The 17,212-nt window shown below is 71.7% G+C and carries 17 protein-coding genes; 9 read left to right on the top strand and 8 right to left on the bottom strand.

The window, feature by feature from the left end:
* The first annotated feature begins 167 nt into the window (after positions 1–167).
* From BJ993_RS07625 to BJ993_RS07645, 5 genes are all read left to right on the top strand, one after another.
* Positions 168–1,694, top strand: coding sequence for a flavin-containing monooxygenase (locus BJ993_RS07625; protein WP_179648292.1), 1,527 nt, complete (start codon positions 168–170; stop codon positions 1,692–1,694).
* Positions 1,691–2,761, top strand: coding sequence for an alpha/beta hydrolase (locus tag BJ993_RS07630; RefSeq protein WP_179648293.1), 1,071 nt, complete (start codon positions 1,691–1,693; stop codon positions 2,759–2,761). Before BJ993_RS07625 ends, BJ993_RS07630 begins: the two co-directional genes overlap by 4 nt.
* A gap of 5 nt (positions 2,762–2,766) precedes the next feature.
* The gene (locus BJ993_RS07635) at positions 2,767–4,143 is read left to right on the top strand and encodes a flavin monoamine oxidase family protein (protein ID WP_179648294.1); all 1,377 of its coding nucleotides are present in this window, start codon (positions 2,767–2,769) and stop codon (positions 4,141–4,143) included.
* Between the two features lie 70 nt (positions 4,144–4,213).
* A complete protein-coding gene (locus tag BJ993_RS07640) occupies positions 4,214–4,759 on the top strand; it encodes a hemerythrin domain-containing protein (protein ID WP_179648295.1) in 546 nt (181 codons plus the stop codon).
* A gap of 402 nt (positions 4,760–5,161) precedes the next feature.
* Positions 5,162–5,365: a hypothetical protein gene (locus BJ993_RS07645; protein WP_036549102.1), complete on the top strand. Its 204-nt coding sequence runs from the start codon at positions 5,162–5,164 to the stop codon at positions 5,363–5,365.
* Positions 5,366–5,471: 106 nt separating this feature from the next.
* On the opposite strand, the gene BJ993_RS07650 is transcribed toward BJ993_RS07645, so the two are convergent.
* Positions 5,472–5,879 (bottom strand): ATP-binding protein, encoded by a 408-nt coding sequence (locus tag BJ993_RS07650; protein ID WP_179648296.1) that lies wholly within the window; start codon positions 5,877–5,879, stop codon positions 5,472–5,474.
* Between the two features lie 154 nt (positions 5,880–6,033).
* Between BJ993_RS07650 and BJ993_RS07655 the strand changes: the two genes are divergently transcribed.
* The 4 genes from BJ993_RS07655 (at position 6,034) to BJ993_RS07670 (ending at position 9,833) form a co-directional block, all read left to right on the top strand.
* Positions 6,034–6,351, top strand: a complete 318-nt coding sequence (locus BJ993_RS07655) for an STAS domain-containing protein (RefSeq protein WP_179648297.1) — start codon at positions 6,034–6,036, stop codon at positions 6,349–6,351.
* A complete protein-coding gene (locus tag BJ993_RS26530; protein WP_179648298.1) occupies positions 6,348–8,033 on the top strand; it encodes a PP2C family protein-serine/threonine phosphatase in 1,686 nt (561 codons plus the stop codon). The genes BJ993_RS07655 and BJ993_RS26530 overlap by 4 nt, the downstream gene beginning before the upstream one ends.
* Before the next feature lie 130 nt (positions 8,034–8,163).
* Positions 8,164–9,267: a serine/threonine-protein kinase gene (locus BJ993_RS07665; protein WP_179648299.1), complete on the top strand. Its 1,104-nt coding sequence runs from the start codon at positions 8,164–8,166 to the stop codon at positions 9,265–9,267.
* Positions 9,264–9,833 carry a hypothetical protein gene (locus BJ993_RS07670; protein ID WP_179648300.1) on the top strand — a complete coding sequence of 190 codons (570 nt, stop codon included), beginning with the start codon at positions 9,264–9,266 and terminating at the stop codon, positions 9,831–9,833. Before BJ993_RS07665 ends, BJ993_RS07670 begins: the two co-directional genes overlap by 4 nt.
* 140 nt (positions 9,834–9,973) lie before the next feature.
* Here the strand turns inward: BJ993_RS07670 and BJ993_RS07675 are convergent, their stop codons facing one another.
* From BJ993_RS07675 to BJ993_RS07705, 7 genes are read right to left on the bottom strand one after another with little or no spacing between them, the layout of a single operon-like run.
* On the bottom strand, positions 9,974–10,849 hold the full coding sequence (locus BJ993_RS07675) for a bifunctional methylenetetrahydrofolate dehydrogenase/methenyltetrahydrofolate cyclohydrolase (protein ID WP_179648301.1): 876 nt from the start codon (positions 10,847–10,849) through the stop codon (positions 9,974–9,976).
* Positions 10,846–11,691: a formyltetrahydrofolate deformylase gene (gene purU / locus BJ993_RS07680; protein ID WP_179648302.1), complete on the bottom strand. Its 846-nt coding sequence runs from the start codon at positions 11,689–11,691 to the stop codon at positions 10,846–10,848. The genes BJ993_RS07675 and purU overlap by 4 nt, the downstream gene beginning before the upstream one ends.
* An 11-nt stretch (positions 11,692–11,702) precedes the next feature.
* Positions 11,703–12,815 (bottom strand): aminomethyl transferase family protein, encoded by a 1,113-nt coding sequence (locus BJ993_RS26535; protein WP_179648303.1) that lies wholly within the window; start codon positions 12,813–12,815, stop codon positions 11,703–11,705.
* Between the two features lie 24 nt (positions 12,816–12,839).
* Entirely contained in the window at positions 12,840–14,021 is a 1,182-nt protein-coding gene (locus BJ993_RS07690; RefSeq protein WP_179648304.1) for a cytochrome P450, read from the bottom strand.
* A 9-nt stretch (positions 14,022–14,030) separates the two neighbouring features.
* Positions 14,031–14,480 carry a flavodoxin domain-containing protein gene (locus BJ993_RS07695; RefSeq protein ID WP_179648305.1) on the bottom strand — a complete coding sequence of 150 codons (450 nt, stop codon included), beginning with the start codon at positions 14,478–14,480 and terminating at the stop codon, positions 14,031–14,033.
* Positions 14,477–15,721 (bottom strand): FAD-dependent oxidoreductase, encoded by a 1,245-nt coding sequence (locus BJ993_RS07700; protein WP_179648306.1) that lies wholly within the window; start codon positions 15,719–15,721, stop codon positions 14,477–14,479. The genes BJ993_RS07695 and BJ993_RS07700 overlap by 4 nt, the downstream gene beginning before the upstream one ends.
* A 1-nt stretch (position 15,722) precedes the next feature.
* A complete protein-coding gene (locus tag BJ993_RS07705) occupies positions 15,723–17,177 on the bottom strand; it encodes an APC family permease (protein ID WP_179648307.1) in 1,455 nt (484 codons plus the stop codon).
* Positions 17,178–17,212: the final 35 nt, after the last annotated feature.

The raw sequence follows: 17,212 nt of genomic DNA on the forward strand, positions 1-17,212 counted from the left end.
CCACCTCGCGCAAATCGATCTCGACGGAACACCCCCGGCGCCGCCCCGGCAGCGGATCCCAGATCGGCCTTGACGAAAGGTGATGCGTGACACACACTTAGGCACCTGACCTAAACAGATGACTAAGACTGATCTCAGGACAGTCACGCACAAGGAGGACGCGCACCATGACCCAGCCCAGCCACCCGACCGAGACGGCCGACATCGTCGTCATCGGCGCCGGCCTCTCGGGCATCGGCGCCACGAAGTACCTGATGGACGACTTCCCGGACAAGAAGGTCCTCCTGCTCGAGGGCCGCGACGCGGTCGGCGGGACCTGGGACCTCTTCCGCTACCCCGGCATCCGCTCCGACGACTCGGTGCACACCTACGGCTACGAGTTCAAGCCGTGGCTGCACGAGGAGGCGATCGCCGGGGGCGACCTGATCCGCGGCTACATGGAGGAGACCATCGCCGAGTTCGGGATGGACGAGATCCTCCGCCTACGGCACCGCGTCACCGCTGCCGACTGGTCCAGCGAGGACGCGCAGTGGACGCTGCACGTGACGGTGACCGACGAGGCCGGCAACGAGTCGCACAAGATCGTCCAGGCCGGCTTCGTCTTCAGCGGCACCGGCTACTACAAGTACGACGAGGGCTTCGAGCCCCGCTTCGAGGGTCGCGAGGACTTCCAGGGCGACATCCTGCACCCGCAGCACTGGCCCGCGGACTACGACCACAGTGGCAAGCGTGTGGTGATCATCGGCAGCGGCGCGACCGCCGTCACGATGCTCCCGGCGATGCTGAACGGCGAGGGCGCGGCGGCCCACGTGACCATGCTCCAGCGCACCCCGAGCTATGTCGCGTCGATGCCCCGGGTGGACAAGATCGCCCAGTTCCTGTTGAAGGTCTTCGGCAAGAAGCTCGGCTACCGCCTCACCCGGATCAAGAACATCTGGCGCGACCACTTGCTCGTGACGGTTCTCGTCAAGTTCCCCAACTTCGGGCGCAAGCTCCTGCGCAGCATGACCGTCAAGGAGCTCCCCGCCGGGTTCGACGTAGACACACACTTCGCGCCGCCGTACAGCCCCTGGGACCAGCGGCTGTGCGCCACCCCGGACGGCGACTTCTTCGAGGCGATCCGCAACGGCAACGCCGACGTCGCCACCGACCAGATCGAGCGGTTCACCGAGAAGGGCATCCTCCTCACCTCCGGGAAGGTTCTCGAGGCCGACGTGATCGTCACCGCGACCGGCCTGGTCATGCAGATGCTCGGCGGCATCAAGCCGACCGTCGACGGCACCCCTGTGGACGTCGCCGACACGGTGCTCTACCACGGTGCCCTCATGTCCGGAGTGCCGAACTGGGCGATGATGCTCGGCTTCACCAAGGCGACCTGGACCCTGCGCATCCGCAATGTCACGCGCCTCGTCGCCGACGTGATCCGCGAGATGGACCGCAAGGGGTACGACACCGCACTCCCCGTCCCGCCGGAGGGGATGGCCACCCAGAGCCTCTTCGACCTCTCGGCGGGTTACATGCAGCGCGCCCAGTCGGAGCTGCCGCGCCAGGGTGCGGGCAAGCCATGGCGGATGCACACGACCTTCGTGCGGGACAACCGGCTCTTCAAGGGGCGCCTGATCCACCGCGACCTGCAGTTCTCGAAGCGCGCCGTCGAGGCGCCGCACCTGGTCAGCGTCGAGGCCGCGTCATGAGCACCCCGCCGAGCACGCAGCACTTCACGGTGGCGCAGCGCCTGCAGCGCACTCTGCTCGTCTTCCTCAGCCGTCTGCCGGCCTCGCTCCAGCGCCTGCTGGCCCGGCCGGCGACCAACACGGCCGGCGACACCATGGCACCCGATGTCGCGCTGCTGATGAAGCTCGGGGAGTCCGGTCCGGACTACAGCGACCTGCCGCCCGTCGAGGCACGGGCGACGACTGAGCGGGACCTGCTCCTGTTCGCCTCGCGGATCGCTCCGTGCGCGATCGAGGAGGAGATCGCGATCGGCGACGGCCTGCTGGCGACGCGCTACAGCAACGGCACCCCCGAGCGCGGCCTCGTCCTCTTCTTCCACGGCGGCGGGTTCGTCATCGGCAGCCGGGCGAGCTACACCGCACCCGTGCGCATGCTCGCCCACGGCACCGGCGCCGACGTCGTGTCCGTGGAGTACCGGCTCGCGCCCGAGCACCCCTTCCCTGCCGCGCAGGACGACGCCCTCGCCGCCTGGCGGTATGTCGTCGAGCACGCCGCGTCGTGGGGCGTGGACCCGCACCGGGTCGTCGTCGCGGGCGAGAGCGCCGGCGGCAACATCGCCGCCGTCCTGTGCCAGCAGGTGCGAGGAGAGGCCGTGCAGCCGATGCTGCAGGTCCTCATCCAGCCGGTGACGGACCTCGTCGACCACCGGCCCTCGCAGGACGAGTTCGCCGCCTCCCCGGCCCTGTCGGCCAAGCAGGTCGCGTGGTTCGTCGAGAACTACCTCCCTGCCGGGACCGACGTCGCGGACCCGCGGGTGTCCCCCTACCGGGCGTCCTCCCTCGAGGGGCTGGCTCCTGCGATCGTCAACCTCGCCGGCTTCGACCCGCTCCATGACGACGGGCTGGCCTACGCGACGGCCCTCCTCGAGGCCGGCGTCCCGGCGCAGGTGGACCGCGAGGCGGGCCTGGTCCACGGCTACCTCTCCTACACCGCGGTCAGCCCGAGCTGCCGGAAGGCGACCGAGCGCCTCGTCGCCTCGATCTCCGGAGCGCTGGACCGCACCCCCACCATCACGAAGGCGAGCTGAGCAGCATGGCCACGACACGCAAGGACACGACCCCGGACAGGGTCCGCGAGGAGACCCACGAGGTCGTCGTCATCGGCGCCGGCATGGCCGGGCTGATGGCCGCGACCACGCTGGCCGACCGTGACGTCGTAGTCCTGGAGGCGAGCGACCGGGCCGGCGGCCGCGTCGACACCGTCCGCAAGGGCGACTACTGGATCAACGTGGGCACCCAGTTCACCGAGGGCACGGGACCGCTCATCGACGCGCTCCACCGGCACCGGGTCCACCTCGGGACCCTCGAGGGCAAGTCGGTCGCCCTGTCGCTGGGCGGCAAGCAGGTCGACACCTCCAACCCGTTCGCGCTGATGTTCCGCTCGAAGATGACCTGGGGCGACCGCCTCGGCCTCGCGGCCGTCGGCACCCGCATCCTCGCCAACGTGCCCTTCCTCGAGATGAGCCCGGACAACCGGTGGGCCAACCGGGTCCGGGCCAAGCTCGACAACCGGCGTGCCGACTTCGTGCTGCGCGGTGTGAGGTCCGAACTCGCCCGCGAGATGGTGCGGTCCTGGTCGGGCCAGTGGATGGGCTGCGAGCCCGAGGAGACCGCCGCCACCCAGTTCGTCTTCTCGATGGGCATCCTGCTCACCGACCCCGAGAAGGTCGACAACCTCACCCTCCCCGAGGGCGGCAACCAGACCCTGACCGACATCCTCGCGGCCGACCTCGGAGACCGGGTCCGGCTCGGCTCGCCGGTGCACACGGTCGAGTGGACCGAGGACGGCGTCGTCGTGGACTACGAGGACGCCGCCGGACCGGCGCGGATCCGCGCCCGGCGGGCGATCGTCGCCGTCCCCGCGGACATCGCCGTGAAGATCATGCCCGGCCTCCCCCCGGACCACCGGACGGCCTTCGAGGCCATCCACTACGGGCGGTACGTCGTGGTGGGCTTCTTCACCCACGAGGAGGGCCCGCAGCGGTGGGACGACTTCCTCGCCGTCTCGACGCCCGGGCTCTCCTTCCAGGCGGTCTTCAACCACGCCGCCGCTCTGCGCCGGGGCGTGCGCAAGCCCGGGGGCGCGCTGGCCTGCTTCGCCGGCGGCGCCGAGGCCGACCGGCTCTTCGAGCTCGGCGACGAGGAGATCGTCGCGCGGTTCACCGCCGACCTGCTGCGCCTCTACCCCGAGCTCGAGGGCAAGGTGGAGCCGGGCATCCTGCGGCGCCACCCGCGCGTCGTACCGTTCTGGGCGCCGGGGGGCCGGGCCACGCTGGCCACCCTGCGCGAGCCGCTCGGCCCGGTGCACCTGGCGGGCGACTACCTTCTCGACATGCCCTCGCTGGCCGACGCCGCGGCCTCGGGCCAGCAGGCAGCGGAGCGGGTGCTGGCGAGCCTCGGCGCGCGCTGAGCGGGGATCGGTTTCCGTACGCCGGGTCGGGTACCGCCGGCGTACGGAACCCGCACCCCTGGAGGTGGAGATGACGGCGACGAAGAACGTCGTGCAGATGTTGACCGACCAGCACCGCCACATCGAGAAGCTCTTCGACGAGGTCCAGACGACCGCCGGTGAGGCGAGGGCCCGCGCCTTCGCCGAGCTGCGGCGCATGCTGTCGGTGCACGAGGCGGCCGAGGAGATCGTGACCCACCCGAACGTGACCCGGTACGGCGGCGGCGACGTGGTCGAGGCCCGTCAGGAGGAGGAGCACGAGGCGAAGGAGCTGCTGTCCTCCCTCGACGGCATGGACACCACGTCGCCCGACTTCGAGACCGGCATCGCCCGCCTGCGAGGGATGGTGACGGAGCACGCGAGGAACGAGGAGGAGCAGGAGTTCCCGCTGCTGCTGGCCGAGGCCGGCCCGGCGGAGCTCGAGAAGATGGCCGCCGCGCTCAAGGCGGCGGAGCAGATCGCGCCCACGCACCCGCATCCAGCCGTCGGCGAGTCGGCCGTGCTGAATGCCGCGGTGGGCCCGCTGGCCGGGCTCGTGGACAAGGTGCGCGACGCGGCGCGGTCGGCGATGCACTGAGCGGCCGATCCGCTCACGTCCGCCCAGGTCCGCCCCCTCACCCCCCGATGAGGGGGCGGCCGGCCCCCCGTTGGGCGGCCGGCCGCCGACGCCCCCAGGGGTGGGTGGCGGGTCGCCGGCGCCGGCCAGCGACGAGGTGCCCCGATCTCGCGATTCCAGACCCATCGGATCCGCTGGTCCACCGTCGACGTGCTGCCGGTGAATGTCGCGCACGACGCCGGGTACCGGACGTCCGCCGGCAGACAACCGGCTCCGAGGGGGGAACACGATGACCGTCCAGCACCACCATCCGGGACCGACCGAGACCGACGAGACGTCGGGCCTGGTCCTGGTCCTCGCCATCCTGGCCATCGCCGCGGCGCTGGTCCTCGCGCTGACCTGAACACCAAGGGGGAAACCATCATGTACATCGGACTCGGAATCGTCCTGCTGGTCCTGGGGCTCATCCTCGCGCTCGACGTCATCACCGTCGACCTGGACTTCATCAACGACGGCGCGCTCGGCACGATCCTCATCGTCGCCGGCATCATCGCCATCGTCGTCTCGCTGATGTACGCACCGCCGTGGCGGCGTCGCGACGACGTGGTCGACCGCCGCACCTACTGACCGGCGCACCGACCGACCCAGGCGCACAGAGCGAGGCCCCACCCGGACATCCCGAGCCGGGTGGGGCCTCGTGCGTCCGGACCGAGCCTCACACGGTCGCGCGGCCTCACTCGGCCGCGGCGGGGCAGCGCAGCTCGGCGCGGACGGTGCGACCGTGCTCGGCCGGCTCCCACCACCACCGGTCGCTGAGCGCGTCGACGAGGAACAGGCCTCGCCCGCTCGGGCGGACACCCGGGCCCGGGACGATCTCGGGCACGCTGTCGGATCCTCCGTCGGTGACCGCCACGTGCAGCCGGTCGCCGACCAGCCGTACCTCGACCCCGATGTCGTCGGTGCGGGTCGGACGGGCGTGGGAGAGCGCGTTGGCGACCAGCTCGGAGAGGACCAGCACGGCGTCCTCCACGAGCGCGACGGGCTGGGCCGCCGGGCGCAGCACGTCGCGCAGCTCGGTGCGCGCCAGTCCGACGGACGACGGATGGATGGGCACTGCGAACGCATGGACGACGTCGGCCATGCCGCACCCCCAACCACGTGTGGAGCATCGGGCCGGCTCGTCCCGGTCGCTGCTCGCCCACGAATCTAGCGTCTGCGGCCGGCTCGTGCAGTAGGGTCTGACGACGGTCCAGCAGCGGCCGAGCACCACCAGCAGTCGCGAGCGAGGAACGCTGATGACGCAGCTCACCGCCTCCGCGCTGGGCCCCACCTGGCAGATCCAGGTCTCGGGAGAGATCGACATCGCCGCGAGCGACGACCTCCTCGGGCTCGCCCTGACCGGCCTGGACCAGCACGAGCACCTGAGGCTGGACCTCGCCGGCGTGACCTTCATGGACTCCGGCGGGCTCGGGATCCTCCTCCAGATCCGCCGCCACGCCATCGACACGGGCAAGCTGCTCACCCTGCGGTCGCTGGGTCCCGGAACCCGCCGGCTCCTCGAGGTCGTGGGTCTCAAGCAGCTCTTCGAGGTCGAGGAGGACCCCGCGCCGTGACGGCCGGCGAGTCCGATCAGCCGTCCAGCCCCGACCGACGCCGCGACCGCGTGTCCGCGGCGATCGTGATCCTCGGCCTGGTCACCACCGCACTGAGCGTGGTGCTGGCCATGCGCACGGACCGGAGCAACGAGGAGCGTCTGCTGCAGGTCCAGACCGACCAGGCCGCCGCCGTCCTGGAGGCCGCGACGATGGGCCTGCAGGAGCCTCTCTCGTCCGCGCTCGACGTTGCCGCCAGCGTGCTGCCCCGGCGCCTTCGCACCGTGTTCGAGGAGCGGTTCAGCCGCAACATCGGCACCGACCAGCTGTTCCAGGTGGGAGCGCTGTGGCGGCGGGGACCCAAGGGCCTGAGCCAGGTCGCGGCGGTCGGCGGCCGGCCGGGCATCGCCGCACCCAGTGCGCGAGCGGAGAGACTCGTCGCCCGCTCGCTGAGGGCACGGACGATGGCCGTGGACTGGAGCACGGTCGGGAAGCAGATCCGCATCGTCTTCGTGCTCGCCGACCCGGCGTCGCGGTTCGTGGTGTTCGCCGGGCGCACCGTGCCGAGGAACCGCCAGAGCCCCGTCGACGCCGACTCCGGGTTCGCCGGCCTCGACTACGCGCTCTACCTCGGGGACGGCACCCGGACCGAGGACATGGTGATGACCGACGTCGAGCCCTCGACGCTGCCGCTCGACGGGCTGACCTACTCCACGACCGTGCCCTTCGGCGACGACGTGTTGAGGTTGGTGACGCGTCCCCGCGAGCACCTGGGCAGCGACCTGGGCTGGCAGCTCCCGTGGCTGCTCGGCCTGGGCGGCCCCCTGGCCACGCTGCTGGCGCTGCTCCTCACCCGTCACCTGCTCCGGTCCCGCGAACGCGCCGAGGCGGACACCCGGACCATCACCTCGCTCTACCGCCGCGTCGAGGGCCTGTACGACGAACAACGTGAGCTCTCCGTGCGGTTGCAGCGCGCGCTGCTGCCCCGGACGCTCCCGCAGGTGCCCGGCTTCGACATCGCGGCGACCTATGTCGCCGGCGCCCAGGGCATCGACATCGGAGGCGACTGGTACAGCGTCGTCGAGGCCGAGGGGGACGAGTTCGCGTTCGTCGTCGGCGACGTGTCGGGGCACGGCATCGACGCCGTCGCGGAGATGGCGCGGGCGCGCTTCACGCTCCGCGCCTACCTGATGGACGGCGACAGCCCCGCGGCCGCGCTGGAGAAGTGTGCCCACCAGTTCGACATCGCCGTCGACGGCCACATGGTCACCGTCCTCGCCGGCACGGGGAACTGGCGCACCGGCGAGCTCACCATCGCCAGCGCCGGCCATCCGGCGCCGCTGGCGGTGTCCGCCGACGGCGCCACCGCCTTCCTGCCGGTCCGGACCGGTCCTCCGCTCGGCGCCGGGGTGGCCGCGTTCGAGGCGACCACCGCGACGCTCGACCCGGGCACGACGCTGCTGTGCTTCACCGACGGGCTCGTCGAGCGTCGTACCGAGGACATCGACGCGGGGTTCGCCCGGCTGGCCGAGGTGAGCGCGGCCCACCACCCCGCCTCCGCCCCGCTCGAACCGTTCCTGGACGAGCTGCTCGAGCGGATGCGCGACCCCGACCGCAGCGACGACATCGCCGTGCTGGCGCTGCGCCGCAACCTCGAGCTCGGTTCCGGCGGGCCGGTTGGCCCACCACCCGCCGGAACCTGACACGGCGCGCATCGTCCCCGACGAACGCCCTGCTGGCGGTGGTGGTACCCCCGCGAGAGGTCTCAAACGCCCCGAGGTGCGATGGCCCACTCGGTCGTTGAACGGGGCACTCCCCGGGTACTGCTCCCCCATGAGCAGCGATTCGGTCATCGTTCTCGACGACCGCTACCGGTTGCTCGACGAGCTGGGGCACGGCGGGATGTCCGACGTCTTCCGGGCGACCGACGAGCTGCTCCAGCGCGAGGTCGCCGTCAAGGTCCTGCGCGAGGTCGAGGATCCCGTCCTGCGCGCCCGCTTCATCGCGGAGGCCCAGCTGCTGGCCCGGCTGAACCACCCGGGCCTGGTCACCCTCCTGGACGCCGGCATCCGCGCCGACCGGCCCTATCTCGTGATGACCCTCGCGGAAGGCCCGACCCTCGCCGCGCAGCTCGCGGCCGGCGCCCTGCCGGCGCAGACGGTCGCCGAGATCGGGACGCAGGTGGCCGCCGCCCTTGCCTACGCGCATGCCCAGGGCGTCACCCACCGGGACGTGAAGCCGAGCAATGTGCTGCTGTGTGGCGACTCGCGGGCGCTGCTCGCCGACTTCGGCATCGCCCGTCTCGCCGGCGACCTCGAGCAGCACACCCGGACCGGGGAGACCATCGGCTCCCCTGCCTATCTCGCGCCCGAGCAGGCCGCGGGCGAGGCCGTCACCTCGGCAGCCGACGTCTACTCGCTCGGCCTGGTGCTGCTGGAGGCCCTCACCGGGGAGCGGGCCTTCCCCGGCGCCCCTCTCGAGACCGCCGTGCAGCGGCTCGTCGCGTCGCCGCCCATGCCCGTGTCGCTGCCGCGCCCCTGGCGGGACCTGCTGACGGCGATGACCGCCCGCGACCCGGCCGCCAGGCCCACCGCCGAGGACGTGGCCGCCGCGACCGCCGCCATCGCCACCGGGACCGTCCCCGCCCTGCCCGACCCCGGCGAGAGCACCCAGCCGCTCGCGGTCACGACGGACGGCTCCGCAGCGGCCCCCGCGGAGGGCGGCCGTGCGGCCGCGCATCGCGGCCCGCGGCGCCGGTGGCTCCTCGTGGCGGCCCTGGTCGTCGTGGCGGTCGCCGCCGCCCTCGTCCTCCTCCTCCTCCGACCGTCGGGCGACCCCGAGCCCACGCGCGGGGGCACGGAGGTCCCCGCGAACGTGCCCGAGCGGTACCAGCAGCCCCTGCAGGAGCTGCACGACGCGATCGAGGAGCCACGATGAGCCGGCGTACCCGTCTCGCCCGGGCGCTCGCCACCGCGCTCCTCGCAGGCCTCCTCGCGGGATGCGGTACGACGGAGGCGAGGTCTGCGGCCGACGACGTACCCGCGCTCGCGGCCGCGCTCGCCGAGGTCGACGACGCGATGGCCGCGCGGCGGTATCCCGCCGCACAGCGGCTACTGCGGCAGCTGATCGCCGATGTCCGGCGCTTCGAGGAGACGGGTGACCTCGACGGCGCGGCCGCGAGCGACATCGAGGCCGCTGCCCGCGCGCTGCTGCGTGAGCTCACCCGGCGGGGCGGCCCGGCCACGGACCTGCCGACGGCGACGAGCGACGGCGCGGACGAGGGCGACGAGCCGACGGGGGAGGCGACGCCTCGCCCGCACAAGTCGCGCAGCAGCGAGCCGACACCCGCGCCGACGCCGGAGTCGACCGCCCCGCCCACCGCGGAGCCGTCGGGGACCACCGAGCCGCTCGACCCGACGCCCACGGCCGGGACCGAGCCCGCGACCGAGGAGGCACCGGCGCCGTCCGAGCAGGCCACCCCGGCGGCAGTGACGACTCCCTGAGTCGTCCGGCGTTCCGCGGCGGTGTCCAGCGGAGGTGCGCCGGTGCGAGAGCGGCCGCGTCACCACGGACGCCACCTCCGCCGCCATCGCTGTCGCTGTCGCAGGAACGTAACTGGTGCAATACGAGAGATGTGTCGTCGTCACGAGTGCGTTGTCGCGGCGTGCGTCAAACGGGTCTCGGCGGCCTCCACGACGTTGCTCAGCAGCATGGCCCTCGTCATCGGTCCGACGCCGCCGGGATTCGGCGAGACCCAGCCGGCGACGTCGTGGACCCCTCCTGCGACATCGCCCGCGATCTTGCCGTCTGCGGTCCGCGAGACACCGACGTCGAGGACGACGGCGCCGGCCTGGACCATGTCCGGGCCGATGATCCCCGGCACCCCCGCTGCCGCGACCACGACGTCAGCAGCCCGGGTGTGCGTCGCGAGGTCCCGGGTCCCGGTGTGGCACAGCGTGACCGTCGCGTTCTCCGTACGCCGGGTCAGGAGGAGTCCGAGCGGCCTTCCCACCGTCACGCCACGACCGACGACCACCACCTCGGCGCCGTCGAGGTCCAGGCCGTAGCGGCGCAGGAGCTCGACGATCCCGTTCGGGGTGCACGGCAGCGGAGCCCGTCGGCCGAGCACGAGCCAGCCGAGGTTGGTGGGGTGGAGGCCGTCGGCGTCCTTCTCGGGGTCGATGAGACCGAGGACGGCGTTCTCGTCGATGTGCGCAGGGAGCGGCAGCTGCACGATGTAGCCGGTGCAGGCCGGGTCGGCGTTGAGCCGCAGGACCGCCTCCTCGACCGCGGCCTGGGAGGCATCGGCAGGCAGGTCGACCCGGATCGAGTGGATGCCCACCTCCGCACAGTCGCGGTGCTTGCCGGCGACGTACCAGGCCGACCCGGGGTCGTCCCCCACGAGGATCGTCCCCAACCCGGGGACGACGCCGTTCTCGCGAAGCTTCTCCACGCGGCCGGAGAGCTCGGCCTTGATCGCGGCGGCGGTCGCGACACCGTCGAGGATGCGCGCGCTCATGCGAAGACCACCGTGCGCGCGCCGACCAGCAGCACGCGGTCCTCCGCGTGCCGTCGTACCGCCCGCGACAGCACGGTGCGCTCGACGTCCCGGCCCAGCGCGACGAGCTGGTCGGCGGTGTAGGCGTGGCTCACCCGGTGGACGTCCTGCTCGATGATCGGGCCCTCGTCGAGGTCCGCGGTGACGTAGTGGGCGGTCGCCCCGATCAGCTTCACGCCCCGCGCGTGGGCCTGGTGGTACGGCTTGGCGCCCTTGAAGCCCGGCAGGAAGGAGTGGTGGATGTTGATGACCCGCCCGGAGAGCTTGCCGCACAGGTCGTCGGACAGCACCTGCATGTAGCGGGCCAGGACGACGACGTCGATCCGGTGGTGCTCCACGAGGGCGAGCAGGTCCGCCTCCGCCTGCGCCTTGGTGTCCTTGGCGACCGGCAGGTGGACGAACTCGATGCCGGCCTGTGCCGCGATCGGCGCGAGGTCGAGGTGGTTCGACACGATGACCGGGATGTCGACCGGCAGCTCACCGGTGCGGTGGCGGTAGAGCAGGTCGACGAGGCAGTGGTCGAACTTCGAGACCATCACCAGCACGCGGCGACGATGGTCCGCGTCCCGGAGGCCGATGACCGGGTCGAAGCCGGCCAACGCGTCGTCGACGCTCCGGCGCACCACCTCGGCGCTCGTCTCGGGCGATTCGAACTCGGCGCGCAGGCAGAAGGTGCCGGTGTCGGGGTCGGTGAACTGCTGGTTGTCGACGATATTGCCCTTGACGTTGACGACGCCGTCGGCGAAGGCACGGACGATGCCGGGTTGGTCGGGGCACCGCAGGGTGAGCACGTAGCGGTTCATGGAAGTCCTCCTCAGCTCCGCACGCGGTTGCGCTCGGGGTCGTGGACAGGCGTGCGGACGACGACGGCCTTGCCGCCGGGGAGGTCGAGCTCGGTGCCGATCCTCGCGGCCGTGGCGGCGACGCGGGCCAGCCCGAGCGTGGCACCGTCGAGGGCCGGCGACGGCACCGCCATCGTGACGAAGCCGACGTCCGCCCCGTCACGGAGGAGCCGGGCCCCGTCGGCGGCATCGGGGTCGCAGTCGAGGGTCACCGAGACGACCCGGGTCCGGACGGCGTCCTTGTGGGCGAGCAGCGCCGCTCGTCCCTGGAAGTCGGCCTTGTCGAGGTCGACGGCCCAGCCCATCCGGCACTCGAAGGGCGTGCTGGTCTCGTCGTACTCGAGCTCGCCCATGATCATCCCGGCCTCGACACGCGCCTGCATGAGCGCGGCCGCCGCCGCCGGCTGCACGCCCAGGTCCGGTCCGGCCGCGAGGAATGCGTCCCAGAGCTCGAGGGCTCGCTCCACCGGCACCATGACCTCGTAGCCGAGCTCGGCGGTGAAGCCCATGCGGTTGACGTGCGCGCGGATGCCTGCGACCTCCATCGCGGGGTCGAACGTGTAGTAGGGAAAGGCCTCGTTGGACATGTCACGGTCGGTCAGGCGCTGGAGGAGCGCCCGACTGTGGGGTCCCTGCACCGACAGCACGGCCAGCGTGTCGCGGATCTCGGCGACGTGGACGTCGTGTCCGGCGCCGGCGGCCTCGAGCGCCTCGCCGGTGGCCGGGTTGCCGCCGATGACCCGGACGTGGTCGGCGCCGAGCACCGCCGCGGTGACGTCGTCGAGCATGTAGCCGTTCGGCGTGACCACGACGCCGTAGGCGATGCGTCGCGGACCGAGCTCGCGCAGGTTGCGGGAGAAGACCGCGTCCGCGACGGCGAGCGCGTCGGGTCCCACGAGGTCCCACTTGTAGAGCATGGAGAACTCGAGCAGTGCGACGCGGTTGCGGATGGCGTCGTACTCGGTGTCGGGATCGGTGTACCAGAGCGGTACTGCGAAGCCGTAGACGTCGATCACCTCGCCCGTCGACTCGGGGAAGCGCGGCGAGAAGGGGGTCGAGCGGAGCTCGTCGGTCTGGATGGTCACAGGGGTCTCCTGGGTCGGGCCCGGTCAGCGGACCGTGATGGGAAGTGCGGTGATGGAGCGGATGAAGTCGGAGTGGTTGTGGTCCACCGGGCCTGCCAGCTCGAGAGCCGTGAACCGCTCGGTCAGTGCGCCGAAGACCACGTGGGCCTCGGCGCGGGCGAGCACCTGACCGGCACACCCGTGGATGCCGCCGCCGAACGCGAGGTGCTTGCTGAGGTCGACGTCGCGGTCGAGCCGGAAGGTGTCCGGCTCGGCGAAGACGAGTGGGTCGCGGTTGCCGGCACCGATGAACAGCACCAGCACCTCCCCTGCGGGGATGTCGACCCCGTCGAGGGTGATCGGCTGCGTGGTGGTGCGGACGACGAACTGCTCGGGCGTGTCCAGCCGGAGCGTCTCGTTGACGATCGCCTCGCGCAGCTCGGGCCGGTTGCGGTAGTCGTCGAAGATCTCGGGTCGCTCCGCCATCAGCTCGATGCCGTGGGCGATCAGGTAGGTGATGTCCAGGTGCCCCACGGCGAACAGCAGGGTGGTCGACGCGATCACCTCGTCGTGCGACATCGTGCCCTCGTCCTCGAAGGCGAGGAAGGCATCCAGCAGTCCGTCGCCGGGCTGGCGCCGCTTGTCCGCGATCAGGCCTTCGATGTGGCCGACGAACCAGTCGAACGCCGCCGCGGTGCCGGCGGCCTCCTCCTCGGTCGGCGCGAGACCGAGGCTCTTGCCGATGTCGTACGTCGCCTGTCGCACCCTGGCCCCGTCGGTGTCGGGGACGCCGAGCAGGTGGCTGATGGTCGCGAAGGTGACGGGGAAGGCCAGGTCGTGGACGGCGTCGAAGGTCCGCGAACCCGCTGCGACCACCTCGAGCCGGGCGTCCACCTCGGCGCGCGTGATGTCGGTCCAGGTCTTCACGGCCCTGGGCGTGAACCACCGGCTGTGGGTCCGTCGTACGCGGGTGTGCTTCGGCGCGTCGGCACCCAGCATGCTGTCGTGCAGGGGGCCTGCGGGGCCGTAGTCGAGCTCGGCGACGCCGAGCGTGCGGTCGTAGAGCAGGTGGCGGATGGCGTCGTACGAGGTGATCGCCCAGAAGCCGTCGGGATGGCGGTGGACGGGATGCTGGGCACGGAGCGCGGCGTAGAACGGGTAGGGATCCGTCCGGTACGCCTGCGTCAGGTACGGCAGCGGGTCGGTGGTGGGCTGCAGGGTCGTCATCGCCACACCTCACGCCGCCGCGACGGCTGCGTCGGCAAGGACAGCTCGGGCCCACGCGATCGCCGAGGCGACCAGGTCCTCGCTGCTCGACGCATCGTGGCGGCCGAAGTCCCCGAAGCGCTCGGCCCCCAGGGCGTCGAGGCACTCCGCCAGCCGGTTCCCACCGAGGCTGTAGGACTCGGCGTAGCTGCTGTCGCCGAGGCCGAAGATCGCATAGCGGACTCCGGTCAGGTCGGGCTTCTGCGCCTGCAGGCCGTCCACGAACGGCTGGGCGGAGGCAGGCAGCTCGCCGTCGCCGTAGGTGGAGCAGAGCACCAGGTAGACGGTGGATGCGGACAGGTCGTCGGGGTCGAGGTCCTGGAGGTCGAGGGACCGCGCGTCGGCGACCGCAGCGGCGATCTCCTCGGCCGCCATCTCGGCGTTCCCTGACTCGGTTCCGTACAGGACGTCGATGCTCATGCTGGTTCTCCTTGGAGGTGGTTGAGGCGGGGGCGCGCCAGCTGGAGCAGCGCGCGCCTGTCGGTGACCTTGTTGCGGACGCGGCCGTGGGCAGCGGTGGCCCGTTCGTAGCGATCGATCGCCTGCCAGCCCTCGAGATCCGTCGCGGGCAGCGCGGCGAAGCACCGATGCGGCTCGCTCCGGCTCGTCGGCCGGTGCTGCGCGCCGAGGTCGCCGGCGACCACCTCAGCGACGAGGCGGGCGTCGGTCCGGGCGTCCGGGATCGTTCCGCGCGGGCCGCGGCGGGCCCAGCCCACGGCGTACAGTCCGGTCCCGAGCCGTCCGTCCTCGACCCGGGCACCGTCCGGTACGAGAGGGGCCGGGCCGGTGAATCCGATCGCCGAGACGACCGTGTCGGTGGCGACGGAGTGCTCCGTGCCGGTCCGGTCGGCGAAGACGACCTTCTCGACCCGGTCCTCTCCCTCGATCCGCGAGGGCGTCCACCCGAACCGGAACCGCACCACGACCCGGTTGCCGCGTCGCTGGTCGTCCGCGAGGTGCCGTAGTGCGTCGGACCGGGGGCTGGCCGAGGCGCTCGAGGACTCCGGGACGTCGAACGTCGCTCCCGCGACCTGGGCCAGCTCCTTGACCATGACCGGGTCGAACCGGGCCTCGTCGGCCGTACCGCGTCCGACGATGACGACCTCGCCGACATCGGCGGCCACCAGTGCCGAGGCCACCTCGCCCGGCAGGTCGCTGCCCGTGAACTCGTCCTGCGCCTTCGCGAGCAGGCGGGCGACGTCGATGGCGACGTTGCCGTTGCCGATCACCACCGCACGACGGCCGAGGCGGGGGCGTGCGTGGGTCGCATCAGGATGTCCGTTCGCCCACCGGGTCAGCCAGCCGGACGGGATCACGCCGGGCAGCTCCTCGCCCGCGATCCCGAGGCGTCGGTCGCGGCACAGCCCGGTGGCGATGACGACCGCGTCGAACTGCGAGCGCAGGACCTCGAGGCTGACGTCCGCACCGACCTCGACGTTGCCGACGAACGTGACGTCCGGGTGCCCGAGGACGCGGTCGAACTGCCGGGTGACGGCCTTGGTGCCCTGGTGGTCGGCCGCGACGCCGTACCGCACCAGGCCGTACGGGACGGGAAGCCGCTCCACGAGGGTGATCCGAACTCCCGGCAAGGTCCTCAGGAGGGCCTGGGCCGTGTAGCAGCCCGCGGGTCCGCTCCCGACGATCGCGACCTGGAAGGTCATCTCAGGCCGCCGTCTCGACGGCGGTGCCGACGACGCCGTGGGCTCGACGCCTGAAGGCCGTCGAGACCATCCACCCGAGAAGCGTCACCGCCGGGACGGACCACAGCAGGACGGCGCACGTGGTCGCGCTGCCACCCGTGAGGGTCTGGAAGTTCTTCACGATGATGTACAGCTCGCCGAGCATCAGCACCACGGAGACGGCGGGGGCCACGGCTGTCGTCCACAGGTTGGCGTGCACGCGGTGGGACCGGAAGTACCGGATGATCGAGACGGAGACGAGCACGTAGAGGACGACCAGGGCCGCGACGGCCGTGCCGCTGAGCCACCCGAACAACGTCGCCACGGGGTTCTTGTCGCCGATCATGAACCATGCCATGACCAGGACGACGGTGACCGACTGGGCTGCGGCCGCGACGGCCGGAGCCTGGTGGCGATTGGTGCGGGACAGCTGCCGCGGCAGCTCGTCGTGCTCGGCCATGGCGTGCAGGTACCGGTTCACGATGTTGTGGAAGGCCAGCAAGCCGGCGAGCAACGACGTGCACAGCAGCACGGAGGTCAGGTCCGCCGCCCAGCCGCCGAGCACGGCACCGATCGGGACGAGGACGAAGTCGCCAGGGTCCGTGGCGAGGGTGCCGAGCGCGGCCTCCTGGGCACCGCCCGCCCCGTAGTAGGAAATGGCGACCCACATGATGAAGGCGAAGAAGACCGCGATGAGGCTCACCGAGAGATAGGTCGCGCGTGGAACCGTGCGCTGGGGGTCCCGGGCCTCGCCGGCGTAGATCGCCGTCGACTCGAAGCCGAACATCGACGCGATCGCGAACAGCACGGCGATGCCCGGTGCTCCCGCGACGATGGCGTCGGGGCCGAAGCTGGCGGCGATGTCGAAGCCCTGGGGCGCACTTCCCCGCACGATGACGCCGATGGCGAAGGCCAGCAGGATGGCCACCTCGGCACTCACCAGCACCGCCATCACTCGCGCCCCCACCTCGATGTTGCGGCGACCGAAGGCGTAGACGAGGGCAACGGTGGCCAGCACCACCACCCACCACGCCACGTCGACGTGCAGGTACCGGTCGATCAGGGCGCTGGTCGTGGCCCCGAACAGTCCGTACATCGCGGCCTGGATCGTGTTGTAGGTGATGAGCGCCAGCCACGACCCGATGCGAGCCATGCTCACGCCGAGCCCCGCACGGATGAGCGCGTAGAAGCCGCCGACGCTGTCGACGTACCGGGTGATCGTGGTGAAGCCGACCGCGAACAGGATGATGACGAGGCCCACGAGCAGGTAGGCGCCCGGCGCGCCGGCACCGTTGCCGAGGGCGACCGCGAGAGCGGCTGCGCCGACGATGCCGGTCAGGGGTGCTTGGGCAGAGAGGACGAAGAAGAGGATCCCGACCACGCCGACGGCGTCCTTGCGCAATGTCGTGGTGGGCCCGGTGGGTTCGGCGACAGACATGTGTACCTCGCTGAGGTTGATCCCAGGGTCGAAAC

It is taken from the genome of Nocardioides aromaticivorans (assembly GCF_013408525.1).
Classification (GTDB): domain Bacteria; phylum Actinomycetota; class Actinomycetes; order Propionibacteriales; family Nocardioidaceae; genus Nocardioides; species Nocardioides aromaticivorans.